This is a genomic window from Sinomonas sp. R1AF57 (assembly GCF_002224485.1).
Lineage (GTDB): Bacteria > Actinomycetota > Actinomycetes > Actinomycetales > Micrococcaceae > Sinomonas > Sinomonas flava.
Genome location: NZ_CP022463.1, coordinates 126594 through 146561, shown reverse-complemented (window position 1 = coordinate 146561; position 19968 = coordinate 126594). Strand labels below are relative to the sequence as shown.

At 71.3% G+C, this 19968-nt stretch carries 17 protein-coding genes and 3 tRNA genes; 10 read left to right on the top strand and 10 right to left on the bottom strand.

The genetic code is table 11. The features are described 5' to 3' along the window. The first annotated feature begins 255 nt into the window (after positions 1 to 255). Both CGQ25_RS00725 and CGQ25_RS00720 read left to right on the top strand, forming a co-directional pair. Positions 256 to 2271, top strand: coding sequence for a CHAT domain-containing protein (locus CGQ25_RS00725; RefSeq protein WP_208711357.1), 2016 nt, complete (start codon positions 256 to 258; stop codon positions 2269 to 2271). Between the two features lie 73 nt (positions 2272 to 2344). Next, entirely contained in the window at positions 2345 to 4645 is a 2301-nt protein-coding gene (locus tag CGQ25_RS00720) for a caspase family protein (RefSeq protein ID WP_208711356.1), read from the top strand. 23 nt (positions 4646 to 4668) lie between these two features. Here CGQ25_RS00720 and CGQ25_RS00715 read toward each other — a convergent pair whose 3' ends face one another. Beyond that, the gene (locus CGQ25_RS00715) at positions 4669 to 6546 is read right to left on the bottom strand and encodes an alpha-amylase family glycosyl hydrolase (RefSeq protein WP_208711355.1); all 1878 of its coding nucleotides are present in this window, start codon (positions 6544 to 6546) and stop codon (positions 4669 to 4671) included. A 99-nt stretch (positions 6547 to 6645) separates the two neighbouring features. Between CGQ25_RS00715 and CGQ25_RS00710 the strand changes: the two genes are divergently transcribed. From CGQ25_RS00710 to CGQ25_RS00700, 3 genes are all read left to right on the top strand, one after another. Next, positions 6646 to 7461: a 2-oxo acid dehydrogenase subunit E2 gene (locus CGQ25_RS00710; RefSeq protein ID WP_208711354.1), complete on the top strand. Its 816-nt coding sequence runs from the start codon at positions 6646 to 6648 to the stop codon at positions 7459 to 7461. Positions 7462 to 8641: 1180 nt separating this feature from the next. Next, complete coding sequence (locus tag CGQ25_RS00705; protein ID WP_222703685.1) at positions 8642 to 9721, top strand: M4 family metallopeptidase; 1080 nt, start codon at positions 8642 to 8644, stop codon at positions 9719 to 9721. Continuing rightward, positions 9718 to 10077, top strand: a complete 360-nt coding sequence (locus tag CGQ25_RS00700; protein WP_208711353.1) for a protealysin inhibitor emfourin — start codon at positions 9718 to 9720, stop codon at positions 10075 to 10077. Before CGQ25_RS00705 ends, CGQ25_RS00700 begins: the two co-directional genes overlap by 4 nt. A 71-nt stretch (positions 10078 to 10148) precedes the next feature. Here the strand turns inward: CGQ25_RS00700 and CGQ25_RS00695 are convergent. The 3 genes from CGQ25_RS00695 to CGQ25_RS00685 form a co-directional block, all read right to left on the bottom strand. Further along, a tRNA-Phe gene (locus CGQ25_RS00695) sits at positions 10149 to 10224 on the bottom strand. Positions 10225 to 10274: 50 nt separating this feature from the next. Further along, positions 10275 to 10348 (bottom strand) — tRNA-Asp (locus CGQ25_RS00690). Positions 10349 to 10425: 77 nt separating this feature from the next. Continuing rightward, positions 10426 to 10501, bottom strand: a tRNA-Glu gene (locus CGQ25_RS00685). Positions 10502 to 10564: 63 nt separating this feature from the next. On the opposite strand from CGQ25_RS00685, the gene CGQ25_RS00680 reads away from it, so the two are divergent. Together CGQ25_RS00680 and CGQ25_RS00675 are read left to right on the top strand one after the other, a co-directional pair. Then, positions 10565 to 10939, top strand: a complete 375-nt coding sequence (locus CGQ25_RS00680) for a metallopeptidase family protein (RefSeq protein ID WP_255405478.1) — start codon at positions 10565 to 10567, stop codon at positions 10937 to 10939. A 1-nt stretch (position 10940) separates the two neighbouring features. Further along, positions 10941 to 11864 (top strand): cation diffusion facilitator family transporter, encoded by a 924-nt coding sequence (locus tag CGQ25_RS00675; RefSeq protein WP_208711352.1) that lies wholly within the window; start codon positions 10941 to 10943, stop codon positions 11862 to 11864. On the opposite strand, the gene CGQ25_RS00670 is transcribed toward CGQ25_RS00675, so the two are convergent. The 5 genes from CGQ25_RS00670 to CGQ25_RS00650 all read right to left on the bottom strand — a co-directional run bounded on the left by CGQ25_RS00670 (position 11865) and on the right by CGQ25_RS00650 (position 15867). Beyond that, positions 11865 to 13253: an FAD-dependent oxidoreductase gene (locus CGQ25_RS00670; RefSeq protein ID WP_255405477.1), complete on the bottom strand. Its 1389-nt coding sequence runs from the start codon at positions 13251 to 13253 to the stop codon at positions 11865 to 11867. Then, positions 13253 to 13663 carry an arsenate reductase ArsC gene (locus tag CGQ25_RS00665; RefSeq protein WP_208711351.1) on the bottom strand — a complete coding sequence of 137 codons (411 nt, stop codon included), beginning with the start codon at positions 13661 to 13663 and terminating at the stop codon, positions 13253 to 13255. The genes CGQ25_RS00670 and CGQ25_RS00665 overlap by 1 nt, the downstream gene beginning before the upstream one ends. Continuing rightward, a complete protein-coding gene (locus CGQ25_RS00660) occupies positions 13660 to 14361 on the bottom strand; it encodes an MIP/aquaporin family protein (RefSeq protein WP_208711350.1) in 702 nt (233 codons plus the stop codon). Before CGQ25_RS00660 ends, CGQ25_RS00665 begins: the two co-directional genes overlap by 4 nt. Continuing rightward, positions 14358 to 14723, bottom strand: a complete 366-nt coding sequence (locus tag CGQ25_RS00655; RefSeq protein ID WP_255405474.1) for a metalloregulator ArsR/SmtB family transcription factor — start codon at positions 14721 to 14723, stop codon at positions 14358 to 14360. The genes CGQ25_RS00660 and CGQ25_RS00655 overlap by 4 nt, the downstream gene beginning before the upstream one ends. A gap of 103 nt (positions 14724 to 14826) precedes the next feature. After that, positions 14827 to 15867: a universal stress protein gene (locus tag CGQ25_RS00650; protein ID WP_208711349.1), complete on the bottom strand. Its 1041-nt coding sequence runs from the start codon at positions 15865 to 15867 to the stop codon at positions 14827 to 14829. Positions 15868 to 16167: 300 nt separating this feature from the next. Between CGQ25_RS00650 and CGQ25_RS00645 the strand changes: the two genes are divergently transcribed. Further along, positions 16168 to 16809 (top strand): FAD-dependent monooxygenase, encoded by a 642-nt coding sequence (locus CGQ25_RS00645; RefSeq protein ID WP_255405473.1) that lies wholly within the window; start codon positions 16168 to 16170, stop codon positions 16807 to 16809. A 21-nt stretch (positions 16810 to 16830) separates the two neighbouring features. Here CGQ25_RS00645 and CGQ25_RS00640 read toward each other — a convergent pair whose 3' ends face one another. Next, on the bottom strand, positions 16831 to 17499 hold the full coding sequence (locus CGQ25_RS00640; protein ID WP_208711348.1) for a copper resistance CopC family protein: 669 nt from the start codon (positions 17497 to 17499) through the stop codon (positions 16831 to 16833). Between the two features lie 124 nt (positions 17500 to 17623). Between CGQ25_RS00640 and CGQ25_RS00635 the strand changes: the two genes are divergently transcribed. After that, complete coding sequence (locus CGQ25_RS00635) at positions 17624 to 19075, top strand: NCS2 family permease (protein WP_208711347.1); 1452 nt, start codon at positions 17624 to 17626, stop codon at positions 19073 to 19075. Between the two features lie 132 nt (positions 19076 to 19207). Continuing rightward, positions 19208 to 19777, top strand: coding sequence for an NADPH-dependent FMN reductase (locus CGQ25_RS00630; RefSeq protein ID WP_208711346.1), 570 nt, complete (start codon positions 19208 to 19210; stop codon positions 19775 to 19777). Positions 19778 to 19968: the final 191 nt, after the last annotated feature.

Here is a 19968-nt window from a genome sequence, read left to right as displayed (position 1 = left end):
GCGCCTCCCTCGCTCGCCGGGCGGCAGCAGCCGTCGCGGCAGTGAATGGCAGCCGTCCCGTGTGAGGACGCTTACGGCTCTACCTTAGTACGGCAGGTGCGCGGAAATCGGCGGCAGCAGGGGCGAGGCGCGCGCATCGTGCACCGCGGGCGTTCCGCCCCTTTCCGGGTGGCCTCCGCCTGTGTCAGCATGGCGCTGCCGATACTTTTCGGCAGCCTGCTGGGGGCTGATCGAGCAGTGCGAGGAGGAACTGCCGTGGTTACCGGCCCAGCTGAGCCTCTGGCGGATGCGTCGGCGTCCGGCGGGTGGCGCGTGGAGCGCATCCCGCCGGAACCCCTCCCGCCCGAGGTGCTCGACCTCTTCCCGGACGTCCCCGTCCGTCTCGCCGAGGCCTTCGTCCTCCTCTCCCCCGCGGCCCCCGGTCCCGGCAGCGCCACGGTTGCCGCGCCGTTCCCCGACAGCTCGCTCGTGCTCGTGGTGCTGCGGCCCGGCGGAACGCCGGAGCTCGTCAGTGCCCAGATCGACCATGGCTTCGGGGAGCCGGCCGTGGGCGTGTTCCGGATCCGCCTCGGGAAGCACGACGGCGGCACGCGGCTCCTGCTGCTGGCCATCCGGCCCGAGGTGCTCGCCGAGGCCCCTGCGCCTGAACGGATGGCCCCTCTCCCCGCCGCCCCCGCGCCGCTCCCCGACGGCGCCGCGGTGATCCCTCCCCCGAACGGCGCCACCCGCCCGTCGCCGGAGGTGGCGACGCTCCCACGCACCCGTTCCGCCTCGCCGCCGCACGTGCCGGCGTGGGTCGCAGCCGACATGCCGTCGGTGCTCCGGCCAGAGGCGCGGGCGACGGTCACGGTGCGGATCTCCCGCACCGAGCTCACGGCGCTTTCGGACAGCGCCCATGCCGTGCGGCCGCTGCTCGCGGCCGTTCCGGGCGAGCCGCTGCGGCTCAAGCTGCACCGGCGGAACCTCCAGGTGGTCCCCGGCACGCCGGACCGGTTCGACGACGTCCCCTTCCCCGAGGAGGCCGAGGTCGTCGAACGCGCCTTCGAGGTCATCGCCGGTGGGCCCGGGCCAGCCGAGGCGACGGTGGTGGTCAAGCAGGGGACCTCGGTGTACTCGCTCGCCGAGGTGACCCTCGTCGTCGAGGTGACCGCTGCGCCTCCCGCCGACCCGCCGCCCGCGGAGGCCGATGCCTGGACCACCGCTCCCGACCCGAGGATGGCGGGAACGCCGGTGCTGCGGATCGACGAGGACGTCTTCGGCGACTCATGGAGGTTCGAGTTCGACCTCGAGCTGGGCGACGGGCTCCCGAGGCACTACGAGAGCGCACCCGCGATGTCCAAGGCCGCCTTCCTCGACGCGCTCTTCGCGCGCATCGACGAGTCCTGGAGGGATGCCGGTAGCGCCGACGGCTTCGCGTCCCGGCTCGCCCAGCTCGGAACCGAGCTCGCCGACGCGCTGCTTCCGGCGGACCTGGTCGCAGACCTGACGGGGGCCTGGGAGCAGATCGACGGGCTGGCGCTGCTGAGCACCGAGGCCTCGGTGCCCTGGGAGCTCGCACAGCTCGGGGAGCCCTCGGCACCGCGCTACCTCGGGGAGACGGGCCTCGGCCGGTGGGCGTACAGCGTGGTCCACCCGCACCGCCTCCGCGCCCGCGCAGGCCGCTGCCGCTACCTGTGCCCCTCCTACACGGGCGAGCTCGCCCTCACCCAGACGGCCAGGGAGGCGGAGTTCCTCTCCACGCTCGGTGCCAGCGCCATCGAGCCCGGCGACGCTGCCTCCCTCTCGTCGCTCCTGCGCGCCGGCGGGTTCGACCTCCTCCACTTCGGCGGGCACGGGGCGTCCGACGCCGAGGGGCAGCGGCTGCTCCTCGCCGCGGTCGCGGAGGCGGGGGCGGCCGCGCTTCCGGCCTATTCCGCGTCCTCGCTCACAGCGGACTTCCCCCGGCGCCGGCCGGACCCGACGGCCGAGCCGGGGCCCGTCGTGGTGCTCAACGCGTGCGGGCTCGCGCAGGGCGCCCGCACGGGTGCGGACGCGTTCGCGTCGGCGTTCCTCGCCGGGGGCGCAGGGGCGTTCGTGGGGTGCATGTGGAGCGTCGGCGACCGGCCCGCCCTCGCGTTCGCCGAGACGTTCTACTCCGCACTGCGCAGCGGGAAGACGGTCTGCGAGGCGGTCAAGGCCGCCCGGCAGAAGGCCCGCGCCGAGGGGGACGCCTCGTGGCTCGCCTACACCGCCTATGCCCACCCCCTCGCCACGGTGGAATTCTCGCCCTAGCCGCCGGGCGCCGTCGTGCGCCCCACCGCCGTCCCACCCCTCCCGAGGCTCCACCCAGCAGAAGGACAACGCGATGACGATCCCAGCCACCCCCAGCGCACCCCGCGGCTCCGGGCTCAGCGACGAGGAGCTCGCCGCGCTCAAGCCGCACGTCATCAACCTCCGGCGGGGCCAGCTGGCCGACCGCCCGGCAGGAGAGGGCGAGTACTTCTCGACGGCGGCGGACGTGGAGGCGATCTTCGCGACCCATCTGCCGGCCTTCCTCGCCGGACGCAGCGGACCGGTGCCGCTCATGGTCAACGCCCACGGCGGACTCGTCACGGAGGCCGCCGGGCTGCGGGCCGCAGCGTCGCGCATCCCGTGGTGGAAGGAGAACGGCGTCTACCCCATCTACTTCGTGTGGGAGACCGGGCTTGTGACGTCCCTCGCCGACGCCCTCGCCGGATGGCTCGGCGGCAGCCGCGGACCCGGCGACTTCAAGGACCGCATCGTCGAGCTCGCCGCACGGTTCGGGCAGGGCGAACGCGTCTGGGGGGAGATGAAGGAGTACGCCGAAGCCGCGAGCGCCGGCGGCGGGGCCTCGGTCTTCGCCGACGCGCTCGGGTCCTTCATGAACGAGCACCGCGGCGCGCTCACGGTCCACGCCGTGGGACACAGCGCGGGCTCGATCTTCCACTCGTACTTCATCCCCGCCGCGGTGAAGGCCGGCGTGGACCGCTTCGAGACGGTGAGCTTCCTGGCGCCCGCCGTCCGGACGGACCTCTTCAAGGAGAAGCTCAAGGACGAGGTGGACCAGTCGATCGGCAGGCTCTCGATGTTCACCATGACCGACGACCGCGAACGCGCCGACAACTGCGTCCGCGTCTATGGCAAGAGCCTCCTGTACCTGGTCCGGGCCGCGTTCGAGCCGAGGATCGGCGACCCGATCCTCGGCCTGCAGGACTCGGTGCGGAGCGACCCGGACCTGCGCGACTGGTTCGGCGAACCGGACTCGCCCTCGTCCGCCCAGGTCGTGTGGTCGGTCGAGGACAGGGGCCCGTTCAGCAGCAGCGACGCCACGAGCCATGGCGCCTTCGACGACGACCCTGCCACCATGGAGAGCGTCCTGCGGCGCATCGTGGACCGCAAGGACGTCACCCCCTTCCCGCTGCCGCGCGCCGTGGAGCCGCTCTGGCCGACCCAGCCTCGCGACGTCCCCGCCCCCACCTGGCCGCACTCGGCGACGCGGAAGGCACTGTGCGTCGGTATCAACGCCTACCCCGACGCGGCCGACCAGCTCTCGGGCTGCGTCGCGGACGCCGGGGCCTGGGCCACCGAACTCGAGAAGGCCGGATTCGCCGTGCACCTCCTCGCCGACGCGCAGGCGACCCGGTCGGAGGTCCTGCTGAGGATGCTCGAGCTCGTGTCGACCAGCGCCCCCGGGGACACCCTCGTGGTCCAGTACGCGGGCCACGGCACGACGGCGCCGGACCTCGACGGCGACGAGGCGGCGAGCGGGCAGGGCGGCAACATGGAGGACGAGGCGCTCTGCCCCGTGGACTTCCGCACCGGCGAACTCATCATCGACGACGACCTCGGGCTCATCTGGGACCAGCTCCCCGACGGGGTGGCCCTGACCCTGTTCTTCGACTCGTGCCATTCGGGCGACGGGCAGCGCCGCATCCTCTCCCAGGCCGAGCTCGAGCAGGAGACGACGCTGCGGCGCCTGCCGCGGAGGGTCGTCCTGTCCGAGGCCGACCGCGAGGCGTTCCGGGCGCGCCGCGGCTATACGTCGGCGACCGGCTCCCGCGACGCAGGCCCCGGGCGGGCTGCGGACGGGCGGGCTGCGGACGCGGCGTCGCCCGGCGCTCCTGTGGACGGGCAGCAGAAGCCGCACCGGGAACTCCTGTTCAGCGCCTGCCAGCCCACCGAGCTCGCGTACGAGACGGCCGGGCACGGTGACTTCACCTCGAAGGCCTCGCCCCTGCTCGCCGACGCGATCGGGAAGCTCACCAACGAGCAGTTCCTGGGGCGGGTCGTCGACGGATTCGGGGACCGGCAGCACCCCAAGATCAACGGCGAGAAGGCACTCTTCGGCCGCACCTTCCTCGCGGCGGAGGAGGGTTCGGCGCCCACCGCACCCATCGGCGTCGCCAGCGCCTCCTCGGGCGCGGCGGCATCGGGCGGCGTGCCCGCGAGCGGCGAGGCGGTCCAGGCGGCTGCGGCGCACAACGGGGGCGGCGCGGGGACGCTGACCGCGGTCGGGAAGCGCGCGGACGACGCCGAGGTGGCGGCCCTCGAGGCGACGCTCGCCGCGGCGGCGGGAGCCGCGGAGCATCGCGCGACCAGGGTGGCACGGCTCCTGCGGGCCATCGCGGATGTCATCGAGGAGTAAGAGGAGTAACCGAGGGGTAGCAGTCAGAGCCGGCGGAACACGAGCCCGTAGTTCGGCGGGATGGTCACGAGGGCTTCGTCGCCGTCGTGCAGCGGGCTCAGGAGCATCGCGCCGTCGATCTGCTCGCGCCAGTCGCCGGCGGCCTGCAGCGGGAGCCAGACCGTGGCGGGCGCGTCGCCGAAGTTGAGGGCGACGGCGAAGTCCTCCGGTGGGGCGGCGCCGTCGGCCGGTGCATGGCGGCGGAAGGCGAGCACCTTCGCGCTGAGGTGGTCCGGGCGCGAGTAGTAGTAGAAGTCCCCGCGGGCGCGGAGGGCGCGGCTCGTGTTCCGCAGCGAGCCCAGGATGCGGTAGAGGCGCACAAGCGCCTTGCCCGGCGGATCGTAGAAGTAGTCCCAGTGCAGTGGGCGCTCGAAGAGGTTCCGCCCGATCCCGTCCTCGGGCAGGCCCCAGTTCTCGCCGAACTCCTGCCCCTGGAAGAGGAAGGGGATGCCTTTCCCCGTGAACAGGGCGATGGCGTAGGGCTGCGTCCTGTAGAACCTGGTGCGGTCGCCGTAGGGCTGCTCGAGGAGATCCGGGGCGATGGCCCTGCCGAACTCGTTCAGGAAACGCTGGTGGTCATGGGTCTCGATGTACTGGAACGGGGCGACCGGGAACGTCTCGCCGGAGGCAGGATTGGTGTAGCGGTCCGGGTAGCCCACAAACCCAGGATCGAGGAGGTGTGCGAAGTCCTCGCTGACGTAGCCGCCGCGGGCCATCCCGCGCGCGGCGTCCATGAGCCGGTTCTGCCAGCACGTGTTCGTGTAGGTCCGCGAGAGCATCCCGATCGGATCGTCGAGGTTCTCGGAGCACTGGATGATCGAGCTGGCGCCGGAGGCGGTCTGGAACCGGGGAAGGGTCCGCGAGTACTCGTAGGTCTCGTACACGAGCGCGGGGTAGCCGGGACCGGCAGGGTTCCCGTCGTAGTAGCCGGGAACGTAGTCGTAGCGGAAGCCGTCCACGTGGTACTCGTCGAGCCAATACCTGTTGAGCGCCGTGAAGTACTGCGCGGTGAATGCCTTCGTGAAGTCGCTGCCGGGGCGGTGCGGGAAGAACTCTCCCGCGAAGGGGCCCATCATCGGGTTGGGCTCCCCTGTGGAGTCGTAGACCGTGTTGTACGCGAAGTCCGGGTGCGAGTGGGCATACACGGCGTCGAGGATGACCGCCATCCCCTTCGCGTGGCACGCGTCCACGAGCCGCTTGAGCCCGGCCGACCCGCCGAAGCGGTCGTCTGGGCAGAAGTAGCCCAAGGGGGTGTAGCCCCATTCGACGTCCTCGCCGACATTCGTCACGGGCATGAGCTCGAGGACGTTCACCCCGAGCCCGCGCAGGTAGTCGAGCTGGGTCACGACGCCGTCGAAGTCCTGGTTGAACTCGCGGACGTTCAGCTCGTAGACCACCATCTCGTCCACGGGCGGCGGGGTGTGGGCGTCGTCGGTCCAGGCGAAGGGCGGAGCCGCCGGCGCCGTGAAGGAGGAGAGCGTGCCGAGGCCTGCGTCCCTGCCGAACGGGTCGGCGAACCGCACGGCGCCCAGTCCCGGAATCCCTCCCGGCTCGCGGAGCAGCTCGTACCTGTAGAGGTACCGCCCGGGCGAACCGAAGTGGGTCCCGGGCTGCTGGTCGGCCGCGGCGGAGAGGGAGAGCCCTCCCGCCCAGAGGTCGTGGTCTGAGCCCTTCAGCCAGCTGAGCCACACGGCCACCGCTTCGATCCCGCGGACGAACTGGTCCGACTCGTGGATCACCTTCACCCGCACCCGGTACCCCTTGTCGAAGGTGATGCCGGGCAGGTACACCCCGAAGTCGGCCCTCCCAGGTGTCCCGGCCTCGGGGGAGATGCGGGCGCCGACCTCGGACAGCGTGATCATCCCGCCATCCTAGGGGTGCTGTGCGTTACGGGGCTGTTATCGCGCAGCTCAATCGGCGTAGCGTGGAAGGGTCCCGAACCGGCGTACCGGAAGGCGGCCATGCCAGACTCCCCCGGCTACCGGATGCAGCGCCTCACACGGGCGCGGAGGGCGCTCGTGGCTGGTCAGGCTCTTGCCCACAGGCGCCACCTGATGTACGGGCTCGTCGAGGCGGACCTGACGGTCCCGCGGTCCCTCCTCCGGGAGCATGCCGCTGCCATGGGCGAGCAGCTCTCGTTCACCGCCTATGTGGTGGCCTGTACGGCTCGCGCCATCGCCGAGGTCCCTGAGGTGAACGCCTTCAGGCGCGGACATTCGATGGTGTTCCTCGATGAGATCATCGTCGAGGTCATCGTGGAGCGCCGGGTCGGGGGCCAGTCTGCGGTGAGTTACCTGCCGATCCGTCGCGCCGATACCAAGACGCTCCGGGAGATGCATGAGGAGATCCGTGCCGCCCAGCGCGGCAGCGCGGAACCGATCGCGGGCCAACGGTGGCTCGAGGCGATCCCGCCAGTGGCTGTCCCGTGGATCATGCGATGGGGCAGCCGGAGCATTCCGTGGGCGAAGCGGTTCGGAGTCGTGGGCGTCAACAATGTGGGCATGGGAACCGACGCCGCGGGGTGGGCGCTGAGCCCCGGAGCAGGGACACTCGCGGTCACGATCGGCGGGATCAGCCTGGAGCCGAAGCTCGACGGCGGCCGCGTCGTCGAGCGCGAGATCGGCCGCATCACGCTCACGCTGGATCATGACGTGATCGACGGCGCGCCAGCCGCCCGCTTCACCTCCCGGCTGCTGAGGCACTTGGCCTCGGGCGAGGCGGTGCGGGAGGCGCTGGGCACAGCGGGGCAGATGGGCACAGCGGGGCATGTGACCTGAGGGGCGGGTCGGTCAGCGTCCCGCGCATGGCGGCGGAGCCGGGACGGGCGGACGGCCCGACGCTGCCCGGTCATCGCAAGGTGGAGCGCTGCAGGCAGGCGGCCGGGCGAAGGCGGGAGGAGCCCAGGGCGACACACCGCCGGCGCAGTTCTGGCCCGGTCCCTTCCCGGGTGAGGCGGCGGGAGAGGGCTGGGGTGGCGGGGATGCGGGAGCCGCGGGACCTGGTGCCGGAGCCGGGGCGGGGACGAGGGCTGGCGCTGCCGGAACAGGGGCTGGAGCTTGAACCCGTGCGGGAGCTGCAGCCGGCGCGGGTGCCAGAGCGGGCGCTGGAGCCCGGAGCGCGAGCGGCGGGGAGGAAACGAGCGGAAGGGGGATGAGCGGAACCTGCGGCGGGGATGCCGCGGGGGCGGCGGCCACAGCGGACGGGAGGGCGGGCGCAGCGGGACCCTCGGCGGGCACCCCGGCAGCTCCAGCGGCCGGGGAGCTCTGTGCTCCGCCCGCCGTCGGGAGGGCGGATGGACTGGGACTTGGGCTCGGGCTGGCCGCTGAGGCCGTGGGCGCAGGTGTCGGACCCGTGGTCGGGCTCCCTGCCGTCCCCGACGGCGAGGACGAGGATTCCCCGCCCTGGCGCGCGCTCGGGCCCGGACCGGTGCCGCTGGAGAGGAAGGACTGGACGGCCAGCGAGCCGACACCGAGCACCACCACGGCGGCAGCACCCCAGACCGCGGCGAGGGGCATCAGGAGGACGCCGTGCGACCGGCGGGCAGGCGACCTCCAGGAGGCGGCCGCGATGAGGACCACGGCCGCGAGGACCAGCGCAGCCAACGGCGCCAGGACGACGAGCGCCAGGGCCGCGACCGCGATGATCACGACCAGTCCGATGAACAGAACCCTGGCAGCCGCCCACCGGGCGCCGGAATGGGGCTCGGCGCGAGCCCGGACGGGGGGCAGGGAGGACGCTCCGCGTCGCACCATGCGCCCCATTTTCTCAGGGATGGGCAGGCTGCGCGACCCCCATCGCCACGCCGGCCGGTCGAAGCACTGTCGGCCCTGCGCTCACGGGCCTACCCTTATGGCGTCGAAGGAGTCCACATCCCGGGTGATAACGCCCCAGTAACGCCACCGGCGCTACGCTTCTCGCCGCCCAACCCACCTCGAGTCGAACCGTCAGAGGCCTACCGTGTTGAAGACAACCAGACGAGCCCTGTGCTCGATCGCGCCGCCAGACCTGCTGGCGTACCTCGCGGTCCATGGCAAGCTTGCCGAGCGCGAGGCTGCGGTCCGCGCGCTGGCAGCCACGGCCGCCATCCATTCCCAGCGCAGCGTCGTGAGCCATCTGACGCGGCAGCTGGACCTCAAGATCGGGCCGATGATCGGATTCGGGGTCACGGCCGGGGGCCGGCTGACGGTCTACGACGCCAAGAACAAGGGCAGGTCCTTCCTGCCCGGGGTGAGGATGCGCGGCACGGGCGAGCCGGCCGTCGCCGACGTCGCCGTCAACCAGGCGTACGACGGCAGCAACAGCACCTATGAGTTCTACCGGAACGTGTACGGGCGCAACTCCGTGGACGACCAAGGACTCGAGCTGGTCTCCAGCGTCCACTTCAGCACCGGCTACGACAACGCCATGTGGGACGGCACCCAGATGGTCTACGGCGACGGGAGCGGGCGGATCTTCCAGACGGGCGCCCTCACCCGCGCGCTCGATGTCATCGGGCACGAGCTCACCCACGGGGTCACCCAGTTCACGGCCGGGCTCGTCTACAGCAAGCAGTCCGGGGCGCTGAACGAGTCGTTCTCGGACGTCTTCGGCTCGCTCGTCAAGCAGTACAGCCTCAAGCAGACAGCGGACAAGGCCGACTGGCTGATCGGCGAGGGGACGCTCGTTGCCACGCTCGGCACGGCACTCCGGTCGATGAGCAAGCCCGGCACCGCCTGGTCCGGCGACCGGCAGCCCGCGCACATGAAGGACTACGTGGACCTCCCGGACGATGAGGACCCGCGCAACGACAGCGGCGGCGTCCATATCAACTCGGGGATCCCCAACCACGCCTTCTACTTGGCGGCGACGACGATCGGCGGGAACGCCTGGGAGGTCACGGGGAAGATCTGGTACGAGACTCTGACCAAGCGTCTGCACCAGACCGCGCAGTTCGAGGACGCCGCAAACGCCACGGTCGAGGTCGCGGGGCAGCTCTTCGGGCAGCCCGAGCAGAGGGCCGTCAGCGATGCATGGAAGGGGGTCGGCGTCCTCACGTGAAGCTCACGGTTCGCCGCGGCGGGGGAATCTCCGGGATCGTCACCCGCACTGAACTGGACACCGCGGCCCTGCCCGATCCCGTGGCCGAAGACCTCGTCGGCGAGGTGCAGCGCGCGGGGCTGCAGGACCTCACCGCGCCGCACCACGAGGTCCTGGCCGCGGAAGGGCAGCACGAGTCCTCTGCCCCGACGGCGGCGCGGCAGCCGGATTCGCAGCTGTACGAGATCTCCGTCGAGGGGCTCGGCGCCGCGCCGTTCAGCGCGCGGTACACCGACGAGTCCCTTCCCGAGCAGGTGCGGCACCTCATGGAACTGATCGACGCCAGGCCCGAGCGGACGGACTCGGTGGAGATGTAGGCGCCGGGTGCGCCATCCGGCCACGCCCCGGATACGCGAAAGGCCCCCGCATTACGCGGGGGCCTTCTTCGTGGTGGCTCCGACCGGCGTCGATCCGGTGACCTTTCGATTTTCAGTCGAACGCTCTACCAACTGAGCTACAGAGCCTCGATGATTGCTCATCGAAAGACAACCTGACAGGAGTCATGTCGCCGAAGCGACCCTGACGGGACTTGAACCCGCGACCTCCGCCGTGACAGGGCGGCGCGCTAACCAACTGCGCTACAGGGCCTTGTTGTTTGCGGTGCGAACCCCGCTCACAAGACTTAGATCCTAGCAGACCCTTTCGGGCCACTCAAAATCCGCTCGTGGTACCCCCAACGGGATTCGAACCCGTGTCGCCGCCGTGAAAGGGCGGTGTCCTAGGCCACTAGACGATGGGGGCCAGCCAGACCATCAAACTATAGGGCCGGGCTGTCATACGGCACAAATCGCTAGAGTGGGCGGCATGGGCACGGCGTGGATGAGCGAGGACGAGTTCGAGGCCGCCGTGGACGCGGCGCTCGACCGCATCCCGCGGCGGATCGCCGAGCACATGGACAACGTCGCCGTCTTCATCGAGGACCGGTACATCCCGCGGGCGCACGACGACCCGGACACCGTCCTGCTGGGCCTCTACGAGGGCACACCCCTGACTGAGCGAGGCGAGTGGTACGCCGCCGGGTCGCTGCCCGACCGCATCACGGTGTTCCGCGAGTCTATCCTGGAGGCGTGCTCCTCCCGCGAGGAGGTCATCGAGGAGATCCTGGTGACGGTCGTCCACGAGCTCGCGCACCACTTCGGGGTCGACGACGACCGCCTCCACGAGCTGGGCTGGGGCTGACATGGGCCACACGCACGCCCACGACCACGGTGGGGCGACAGCGACGGGGAGGCACCGCCGTCGTCTGCTGCTGGTCCTGGCCATCACGCTGTCCGTCGTCGTCGTCCAGCTGTTCGCGGGCTTCCTCTCGGGATCGCTCGCGCTCCTCGCGGACGCCGGCCACATGTTCTCCGACGCCGCCGGGCTGGGCATAGCACTCACGGCCGCCTGGGTCGCGACCCTGCCCCCGACCGACCAGCGGACCTTCGGCTACCAGCGCGCCGAGGTGCTCGCCGCACTGGCCAACGCGCTCGCGCTCATGGTCGTCGCGGTCGTCATCTGCCTCGAGGCCCTCCAGCGGTTCGGCGGCGGCCACGAGGTGCAGACGACGACGATGCTCACCGGCGCGGCCCTCGGCGCCGTCGCGAATCTGGCCGGGCTCCTGATCCTGCACGGCGCCCACCGGGAGAGCCTCAACGTGCGTGGCGCCTATCTGGAGGTGCTCGGGGACCTGCTGGGGTCGCTCGCGGTCATCGCGGCAGCCGTCGTCATCATCACCACGGGCTGGGTCCAGGCCGACGCAGTGGCGTCGCTGCTCATCGCGGTGCTCATCGTGCCGCGGGCCTGGGGGCTCCTGCGGGACGTCGTGGACGTGCTGCTCGAGGCCAGCCCGAAGGGCGTGAGCGTGCAGAGCATCCGCGAGCACATCCTCTCCGCGACGGGGGTAGTCGACGTGCACGACATCCACGCCTGGACGATCACCTCGGGTGTGCCGGTGTTCTCAGCACACGTGGTGGTCGAGGACGAGGTGCTCGACGCCGATGGAGTCGACCGGGTGCTCGACCGCCTCGCCCAATGCCTCGGAGAGCACTTCGACACGGAGCACTGCACGTTCCAACTCGAGCCCGCCTCGCACCGCGAGCACGAGCCGGAGCAGCACGCCTAGCTAGGACGAGCGACCGTGCGCGAGCCCGGTCGGGAAGCCGATCACGACGGGCGTCTTCTCGGGGCCGCTGCAGCAGGAGGCACCGAGCAGCGACTCCTCGGCGGCGCCGTCCGGGCCGACGCCGGAGCACACGCCCGTGGCGGGCAGCTCCAGCTGGACGGCGCCGGCGGCGACATGGTCCCCGGCAAGCGCGGCAGCGATGGAGCGCACCTGCTCGTAGCCCGTCGCCATGAGGAACGTCGGCGCACGCCCGTAGGACTTCATGCCCACGATGTAGAAGTCATCATCCGGGTGGGCGAGAACCCGGGCTCCGTGTGGTTCGACGGTCCCGCAGCTGTGGAAGTCCGGGTCGATCAGCGGACCGAGCTGCCGGGGCGCGTCCACGGCGGGGTCGAGGTCGAGGCGCACCTCGGACAGGATCGACAGGTCGGGCCGGAACCCCGTGGCGGGAATGAGCCGGTCAGCGTCGAGGGTCCGGCCGTCGGCCGCGTGGACGCGCAGTCGTTCCCCCTCGAGGATCTCGATCCGCTCGGTCCGGAAGCCGGTGACAAGGTGCACGACCCCGGACTCGACCATGGTGCGGAGCCGGGCACCGAGCTGGCCACGTGCGGGAAGGCCGTCCCCAGATCCACCGCCGTAGGCCCTGCCGGGGGTCTCGGCGCGGATGGCCCACAGGACCTCGGTGCCCGGATGCGTCTGGGCGAGCCGTGAGAGCGCGAGGACGCTGTTCGCCGCGGAATGGCCACCGCCCACGACGAGCACGCGCCGTCGCGCGAAGCCGCCCGCGGAGACGTCGGGAAGCGGGGCCGTGATGAGCCGGGCCTCGACGGCCTCCTCCTCGCCGAGGGCGGGGAGGCCAGAGGCGCCCAGCGGGGCCGGCGTTTCCCACGTCCCGGACGCGTCGATCACAGCGCGCGCCAGAAGGTCGACGATGGAGCCGTCCGGCCTCTGCACCCGCAGGAGGAAGGGCGCCTGGTCGCGTCCGATGCCCGCACCCTTGTCCCTGTCCTGACGGGTGACCGCGAGGACACGGTGCCGGGTGCGGATCCGGCTGGACAGTTCGGGCGTCGCTGCGAGGGGCTCGAGGTAGTCGGCGACGATCTGGGAGCCATAGGGCAGCGCGGTAGGCCGGGGGGACTGCCAGCCGTGCTTCTCGAGCAGGCGCACCGAGGCCGGGTCGAGGTTGTAGCGCCAGGTGGAGAAGAGCCTCACGTGCCCCCAGGCTCGGATCGAGGAGCCGACGCTGGGACCAGCCTCGAGCACGAGCGCTTCGAGCCCCCGCTCGAGGAGGTGGGCGGCTGCGGCGAGGCCGACAGGACCGGCCCCGATGACGACGACGGGATGGTCGGCGCGGGTCATCCCGGCCTGTCCCTCAACGACGGCGACCATCACGCCCCCGCAGGCAGGAGCTCGGCGATGAGGGCCTCGACGCGCCCCCGGATGTCGTCGCGGATGGGGCGCACGGAGTCGACGCCCTTGCCGGCGGGGTCCTCGAGCTCCCAGTCCTCGTAGCGCTTGCCGGGGAAGATGGGGCAGGTGTCTCCGCAGCCCATGGTGATCACGACGTCCGAGGCCTTGACCGCCTCAGTGGTGAGGACCTTGGGCTGCTCGTCGCGGATGTCGATGCCCTCCTCCAGCATCGCCTCCACCGCGGCGGGGTTGACCTGGTCCGCAGGTTCGGAACCGGCGGAGCGCACCTCGACCCGGCCCGCCGAAAGGCGGTTGAGGTAGGCCGCGGCCATCTGGGAGCGGCCGGCATTGTGGACGCACACGAAGAGGACGGAGGGCTTGTCGCTCATGAGAGGACCTTTCGATTGGCTGAATCGGCGGCACCGGTCAGGGAGGGGTAGAGGAGCCGGACGAGCAGGAACCCGACGACGCCGCCAACCAGCTGCGCGACGACGAAGCCGGGCACCGAGGCAGGAGTGATCCCGGCGAACGTGTCCGTGATGGACCGTGCGATGGTGACGGCAGGGTTGGCGAAGCTGGTCGAACTCGTGAACCAGTACGCCGCTGCGATATAGCCGCCGACGGCGAACGCCACCCGGTCGGCGCGTCCCGAGCGGACAGTGCCGAAGACGATGAGCAGCAGGCCGATGGTTGCCACCGCCTCGCCCAGCCACAGCCCCGGGCCCGAGCGCTCGTGGCCGGACAGGGACACGGCGTCGAGGCCGAACATGAGGTTGGCCAGAACCGTGCCCGCGAGTCCTCCCGCGATCTGGGAGGCGATGAGGACCAGCGTGGTCCGGGTGTCGATCAGGCCGAGAGCGCGTTCGACAAGGCTCACGACGGGGTTGAACGATGCCGACACCGGCTGGAGCGCAATGATCAGGGCCACGAGCGCCGCGCCGGTGGCGATGCTGTTCTCCAGCAGCGCCAGCCCGGTGTCCGCTGGGGACAGCCTCGACGCCATGATCCCCGAACCGACCACAGCAAGTACCAGGAAGGCGGTGCCGACACACTCGGCGGCCGCGCGCCGCACCGTCTCACGGGTCACGCGGCGGAACCCGAGATGAGGGCCGCCAGGCCGCCGAGCGCTTCAGTGCGGGCACGGTAGTAGACCCACACTCCGCGCTTCTCGCGCTCGAGGAGGCCGGCGTCGTGGAGGATCTTCAGGTGGCGGCTGATGGTCGGCTGCGAGAGCTCGAAGGCCTCGTTGAGGTCGCACACGCAGGCTTCGCCGTCCTCGTGGGCGGCGATGAGGGACATGAGCCTGAGCCTGACGGGGTCGCCGAGCGCCTTGAGCGCCGGGGCCGCCTTCTCCGCCTCGGCTTCGGAGAGCGGCTCCCCGGACAGCGGCGAGCAGCAGGCCGCGCCGGGCTGGACGGGGGCCTGGGCCGCACTCAATGATATAGACACATGCACATGTTTGCATGTCTGATCCCGCGCTGCAACCAAGACGGCGGTGGGCAGGCTCCGTGCGCCAGCCCACCGCCGTCGTGGGTCCTGCAGAAGGGTTGCGTCAGGGGGCGAGCATCGGGCCGAAGCTGGCCCGGTCGGCGAGACGCTCGTCGGCATGGTCGGGGACCACCATGACGGGGCCCTTCGCGTGGTGCAGCACACCGTCCGAGGTCGAGCCGAGCAGCATGCCGGTGAAGCCGCCGCGGCCGCGGGTTCCCAGGACGAGCAGCTCGACGGTGCGGGAGACCTCGACCAGGACGTCCACCGGAGCCCCGTCGAGAAGGCTCGTCTGCACCTCGAGGTCGGGGAAGTGGCTCTGGAGCCACGCGACGCCGGCCTTGAGCTGGGCGCGGATGTCCTCGAACAGCTGCTCCCGGTCCACGGGCGCCGGGACCCACGCCAGGCTGCCGCTGAACTGCGGGACGGCGCACACCACCCGCAGGGGCACGCCCATCATCATGGCCTCCTCCGCGGCGACCAGGACGGCGACCCGGGCCTGGTCCGAGCCGTCGACGCCGACAGCGACCACGTGCTCGAGGGACGCGTGGCCCTCCTTGGCCTGCTCGGCCTTGAGGTGCCTGTCCTCGATCTCCTCGCCGATCCTCTCGGCGAAGCGCAGCGGGACGGTCACCGTCGGGCAGGCGGCGTGGGCCGGGAGTGCGCTGGAGACAGACCCGAGGAGCCTGCCCACGAAGCCTCCGCGGCCCCGGGTTCCGAACACGAGGAGCTCGGCGGCCTTGGAGAACTCGAGGAGGACGCCGGACGCGTCGCCGGATTCGACGGAGGAGGTGACCTCGACGCCGTCGACCTCGCCGAGCTTCTCGACGGCCTCCTTCAGGACTGCCTCGGCTCCGTCGCGGATCACGGTGTCGTCGAAGCTCGCGTAGCCTCCGTCGAGGCCCGATGCGGCGAAGAGGGGGACGCTGTAGGCGGTCACGACGTGCAGGGGGCGCCGACGGCGCTTCGCCTCTGCGGCGGCCCACATGAGTGCACAGTGCCCGTGTTCGGAGCCGTCCACGCCCACGACGATCCCGGTGGGGAGATCCGACTCGGCGGAGTCCCTTCCGGCCGCGCCATCCTGCGGGTGGAGCTGGTCTGCCATGGCTTCCTCCTCGACTCGCTGCGAGCCTAACACGCCCCTCTCACACTCAATCTCCGCCGGTTTTCAGGGGTGGTCAACCCTCCACGCCGGCATCCCGGCGGCCCCTCCGAGAGCCCCTCCCGGGGGCCCTCGAACCTGCCTGACATCTGTCTACCCATCGACGCGGATCTTCTGTAAGGTTCAACTCGTTGTCGCCGGCCGGGGCCCTCACGGGTGCCCCGACGGCACGCGTCTGCGAGCAGTCTGGGGGGAGGGGCGCGCAGCTTCCATTCCAGTCTGTCCTGCCCGGGGAGGATGTCCGTGTCGGTTTCGCCGCGTCCAGGTGTTCAGCCGTTCTACCCCGACGGCCAACCGGGCGGAGGGGTCGCTGACGGGCATCCCGAGCACACCAGCGCCGTTGTGATCGGCACGGGCCTGTCGGGCCTCGCGGTCGCCGCCGAGCTCAGCCGCCTCGGGATCGAGACGGTCACCGTGGACGGCCTCGAGTCCTCCTCCCCCAGCACGGCCACCTCGGCCCTGCGCGTCGCAGACCTCTCGAGCGCCGAGTCCGCCGAGTACCTCGAGGTGCTGCGGCACCTCCGCAAGTACGCCGCAAGCCACCGGCTCGACGTGCGCCATCACGTCCCCGCCCGGCACCTCGCGCTGGTCGAGTCCCCCGAGCCGGGCGCACCCGTCCAGTGGGCGGTGCGCACGGACGACGGCGTGCTGCTCGCCGACGCGGTGATCCTCACCCGGTGCGCCCACAACCAGCTGCGCCGGTTCCTCGCCGACCTCGGCTACTCCCTCGGCGAGCACCTCATGGCCGGGCTCGCCGAGATCGGGCTGTACCTCATCGGCGTCACCGACCTCGAGGCGCTCAGCGCCCGCGAGGTGCTGCGCCAGGCCAAGTCGGTCGGCGCGGACGCAGCCGCCCGGCTCGGCGCCGGCCTGCAGCACGCCTGAGGACGCCCGGAGGCGCGGGGCTCAGGCCTCGCGGTCCTCGCTGACCTCGTCGTTCTCCCCGTCGCCCGGGGCGAGGCGGCGCCGGGCCCCGACGCCCAGCGCGGCCAGCAGGCCCACGGCCACGACGGCGAACACGACGATCATCCACGGGAAGTCGTTCTGCGCCGTCGGCACCGCCGCGGGGGTCTCGATGGTGCCCGGCTGCGAGGCCTGGATCCCCGGCCCCGCGGCGGACGGCGAGGAGGACGCCCCGGACGCCCCGGCCGGCGTCGTGCTTCCCTGCGCCACCGTGTAGGCGAACGTTCCCTCGATGGGGTGCGAATCGGAGCTCACGACGCGCCACACCACGGTGTACTGCCCTGCCGGCGCGCCGGCGCGCAGCTTCTGGTGGAGGCTGCGGTCGACGACCTCCGGGGAGCCCTCGGACCAGGACGTGCCGGACGGGTCGGTGACCCTGACCTCGGCGCCGACGCCCAGAGGCCTCTCGGAAAAGTCGAGGCGGATCTCACCCGGGGCGGTGGCCGCAGTGGCACCGGAGGCCGGGGAGGAACCCTCGAGAGCGTCGTGCGCGAGGGCCGGTGCCGGAGTGGCCACGAGGACGAGTGCCGCGAGCGCGAACGCAGCGAGCACGGGCGCGACCGCCGCCCGCGCGGCAGCACGCAGCCGGGGGAAGGAGGGGATGATCTGCATCTCACCAGCCTAGGTTTCGACGTTGTGTAGAACAACCGGGCCGCAACTGACGAGTAGGATTGTCCCCGGCCGGCTGCGTCGCCGCCTCCGAATCACCCCCATCACCGCCCCCACAGGAGTGCCCATGGCAACGGCTACGGCAACGACATCCGCAGTGGACCGTTACTTCAAGATCAGCGAGCGCGGCTCGTCGGTTGCGCGCGAGATCCGCGGCGGCCTCGCCACGTTCTTCGCGATGAGCTACATCGTGGTCCTCAACCCCCTCATCCTCTCCGGCGCGGACTCGGCCGGGAACACGCTGGGCATCCCGCGTGTGGCCGCCGCGACAGCGCTCGTCGCAGGCCTCCTCACGATCGCCATGGGCGTGTGGGCCAAGCACCCGTTCGCGCTCGCGACGGGGCTGGGCGTCAACGCCTTCGTCGCGGTGACCGTCGCGACCAACCCGGGGGTGACCTGGCCGGACGTCATGGGCCTCGTCGTCGTTGCCGGTGTGGTGATGTTCATCCTCGTGCTGACCGGGTTCCGGACCGCCGTGTTCCGCGCCGTCCCGGAGGGCCTCAAGACCGCCATCGTCGTGGGCATCGGCGTCTTCATCGCCCTGATCGGCCTCGTCAACGCGGGCTTCGTCCGCCGCATCCCGGACGCGGCGGGGACCACCGTTCCCCTCGGGCTGGGGGCGGGCGGCAAGCTGCTGGGCTGGCCCACGCTGGTGTTCGTCGTCGGGCTCGTCCTGACCATCGCGCTCATGGTCCGCAAGGTCCGCGGGGCCCTGCTCATCGGCATCCTCGCCGCCACCCTGCTCGCGAACATCCTCGAGCAGGTGTTCCACATCGGCCCATCGGTGGCGCCGGGCAAGGCGCCGAATCCGGCCGGATGGTCCCTCGTCGTGCCGGGCCTCGGCGACGTCTCACCGGTCGACCTGAGCCTCATCGGACAGGCGAATCCCTTCGGCGCCTTCGCGCACCTCGGCACCCTGGGCGCCCTGCTCATGGCCTTCGTGATCCTCCTGAGCATCTTCTTCGACGCGATGGGCACCATGGTCGGGCTGGCCCGTGAGGCCGGGACGATGGGCAAGGACGGACAGATTCCCAACGTCGACCGTGTCCTCCTCGTCGACGCTTTCGGTGCGATCGCCGGTGGCGGCTCCTCGATCTCGTCGAACCAGATCTTCGTCGAGTCCGGCGCGGGCATCGGCGAGGGTGCCCGCACGGGCCTCGCCTCGGTCGTCACGGGCGCGCTCCTGATCCTGGCGATGTTCCTGACCCCGCTCATCAACCTCGTGCCGTTCGAGGCGGTGGCGCCGGCGCTCGTCGTCGTGGGCTTCCTCATGTTCCAGCAGGTCGCCAAGATCGACTGGCACGACATCGGGATCGCGATCCCCGCGTTCCTCACGATCGGCCTCATGCCCTTCACGTACTCCATCGCCAACGGCCTCGGCGCGGGCTTCATCTCCTACGTCCTCGTGCGCGCCTTCCAGGGCCGTGCCAAGGAGATCCACCCGCTCATGTGGGCCGTCGCGGCGGCGTTCCTGCTCTTCTTCGGCATCGGCCCGGTCGAGCAGCTGCTCGGCATGTAGCCGCTCGGCAGGTAGCTGCTCGGCGCAGCCCTTCACCGCGCCGCGCCGTCGTCATAGGCTGACGGCGGCGCCGCGCCGGGTCCGCTGCCCGGCACCCCTGCGGTGCCGCACCGGCAACGGAAGGAAACCCCGATGGCCTACACCGTCGGCTACTTCATCGGCAGCCTGTCCCAGAAGTCCATCAACCGCACGCTCTCCAAGGCGCTCATCCGCCTCGCCCCGGACTCCCTGGAGTTCGAGGAGATCCCGATCAAGGACCTCCCCCTCTACAACCACGACCTCGATGCGGACTTCCCCGCCGAGGGCCGTGCGCTCAAGGAGGCGATCGAGCGAGTCGATGCCGTCCTGTTCGTCACCCCCGAGTACAACCGCGACATTCCCGGATCCCTCAAGAATGCGATCGACTGGGCCTCCCGGCCGTGGGGCACGAACTCGTTCAACCGCAAGCCGAGCGCCGTGATCGGCGCCTCCCCGGGCAAGATCGGGACCGCCGTGGCGCAGCAGAACCTCCGCAGCATCCTTTCGTTCTGCAACTCCCCGCAGATGAACGCCCCTGAGGCGTACATCCAGTACGTCCCTGGCGTGTTCAGCGACGACGGTGAGGTCAGCGACGCGAGCACCGAGGAATTCCTGCGCCACTTCATGGAGGAGTTCGGGCTGTTCGTGGAGCGCGTGCTGACGGTCCTGCCGCGCGAGCGCTGAAGGCCCGCCGCCTCGGACCTGGCCGCTCGGGCACCCGGCCACTCGGGCCCTCGGGCACTCGGCCACCAACCAGCATGATCGGTGCGCGCCCGCACGATCGGCGGCGACCAGCACCGATCATGCGGGTGAGCACCGATCGTCGGACCGGCATCGCTCGCCACCCGGGCGCCCTCGCCGCCTCCTCACGGAAT

Excerpts from the sequence above, each read along its gene's own strand:
- CGQ25_RS00665 (WP_208711351.1), bottom strand. The coding sequence starts at position 13,663 with ATGAGCGACAAGCCCTCCGTCCTCTTCGTGTGCGTCCACAATGCCGGC.
- CGQ25_RS00680 (WP_255405478.1), top strand. The coding sequence starts at position 10,565 with ATGGGCACGGCGTGGATGAGCGAGGACGAGTTCGAGGCCGCCGTGGAC.
- CGQ25_RS00710 (WP_208711354.1), top strand. The coding sequence starts at position 6,646 with ATGCCAGACTCCCCCGGCTACCGGATGCAGCGCCTCACACGGGCGCGG.
- CGQ25_RS00635 (WP_208711347.1), top strand. The coding sequence starts at position 17,624 with ATGGCAACGGCTACGGCAACGACATCCGCAGTGGACCGTTACTTCAAG.
- CGQ25_RS00720 (WP_208711356.1), top strand. The coding sequence starts at position 2,345 with ATGACGATCCCAGCCACCCCCAGCGCACCCCGCGGCTCCGGGCTCAGC.
- CGQ25_RS00640 (WP_208711348.1), bottom strand. The coding sequence starts at position 17,499 with ATGCAGATCATCCCCTCCTTCCCCCGGCTGCGTGCTGCCGCGCGGGCG.
- CGQ25_RS00630 (WP_208711346.1), top strand. The coding sequence starts at position 19,208 with ATGGCCTACACCGTCGGCTACTTCATCGGCAGCCTGTCCCAGAAGTCC.
- CGQ25_RS00675 (WP_208711352.1), top strand. The coding sequence starts at position 10,941 with ATGGGCCACACGCACGCCCACGACCACGGTGGGGCGACAGCGACGGGG.
- CGQ25_RS00650 (WP_208711349.1), bottom strand. The coding sequence starts at position 15,867 with ATGGCAGACCAGCTCCACCCGCAGGATGGCGCGGCCGGAAGGGACTCC.
- CGQ25_RS00715 (WP_208711355.1), bottom strand. The coding sequence starts at position 6,546 with ATGATCACGCTGTCCGAGGTCGGCGCCCGCATCTCCCCCGAGGCCGGG.
- CGQ25_RS00670 (WP_255405477.1), bottom strand. The coding sequence starts at position 13,253 with ATGGTCGCCGTCGTTGAGGGACAGGCCGGGATGACCCGCGCCGACCAT.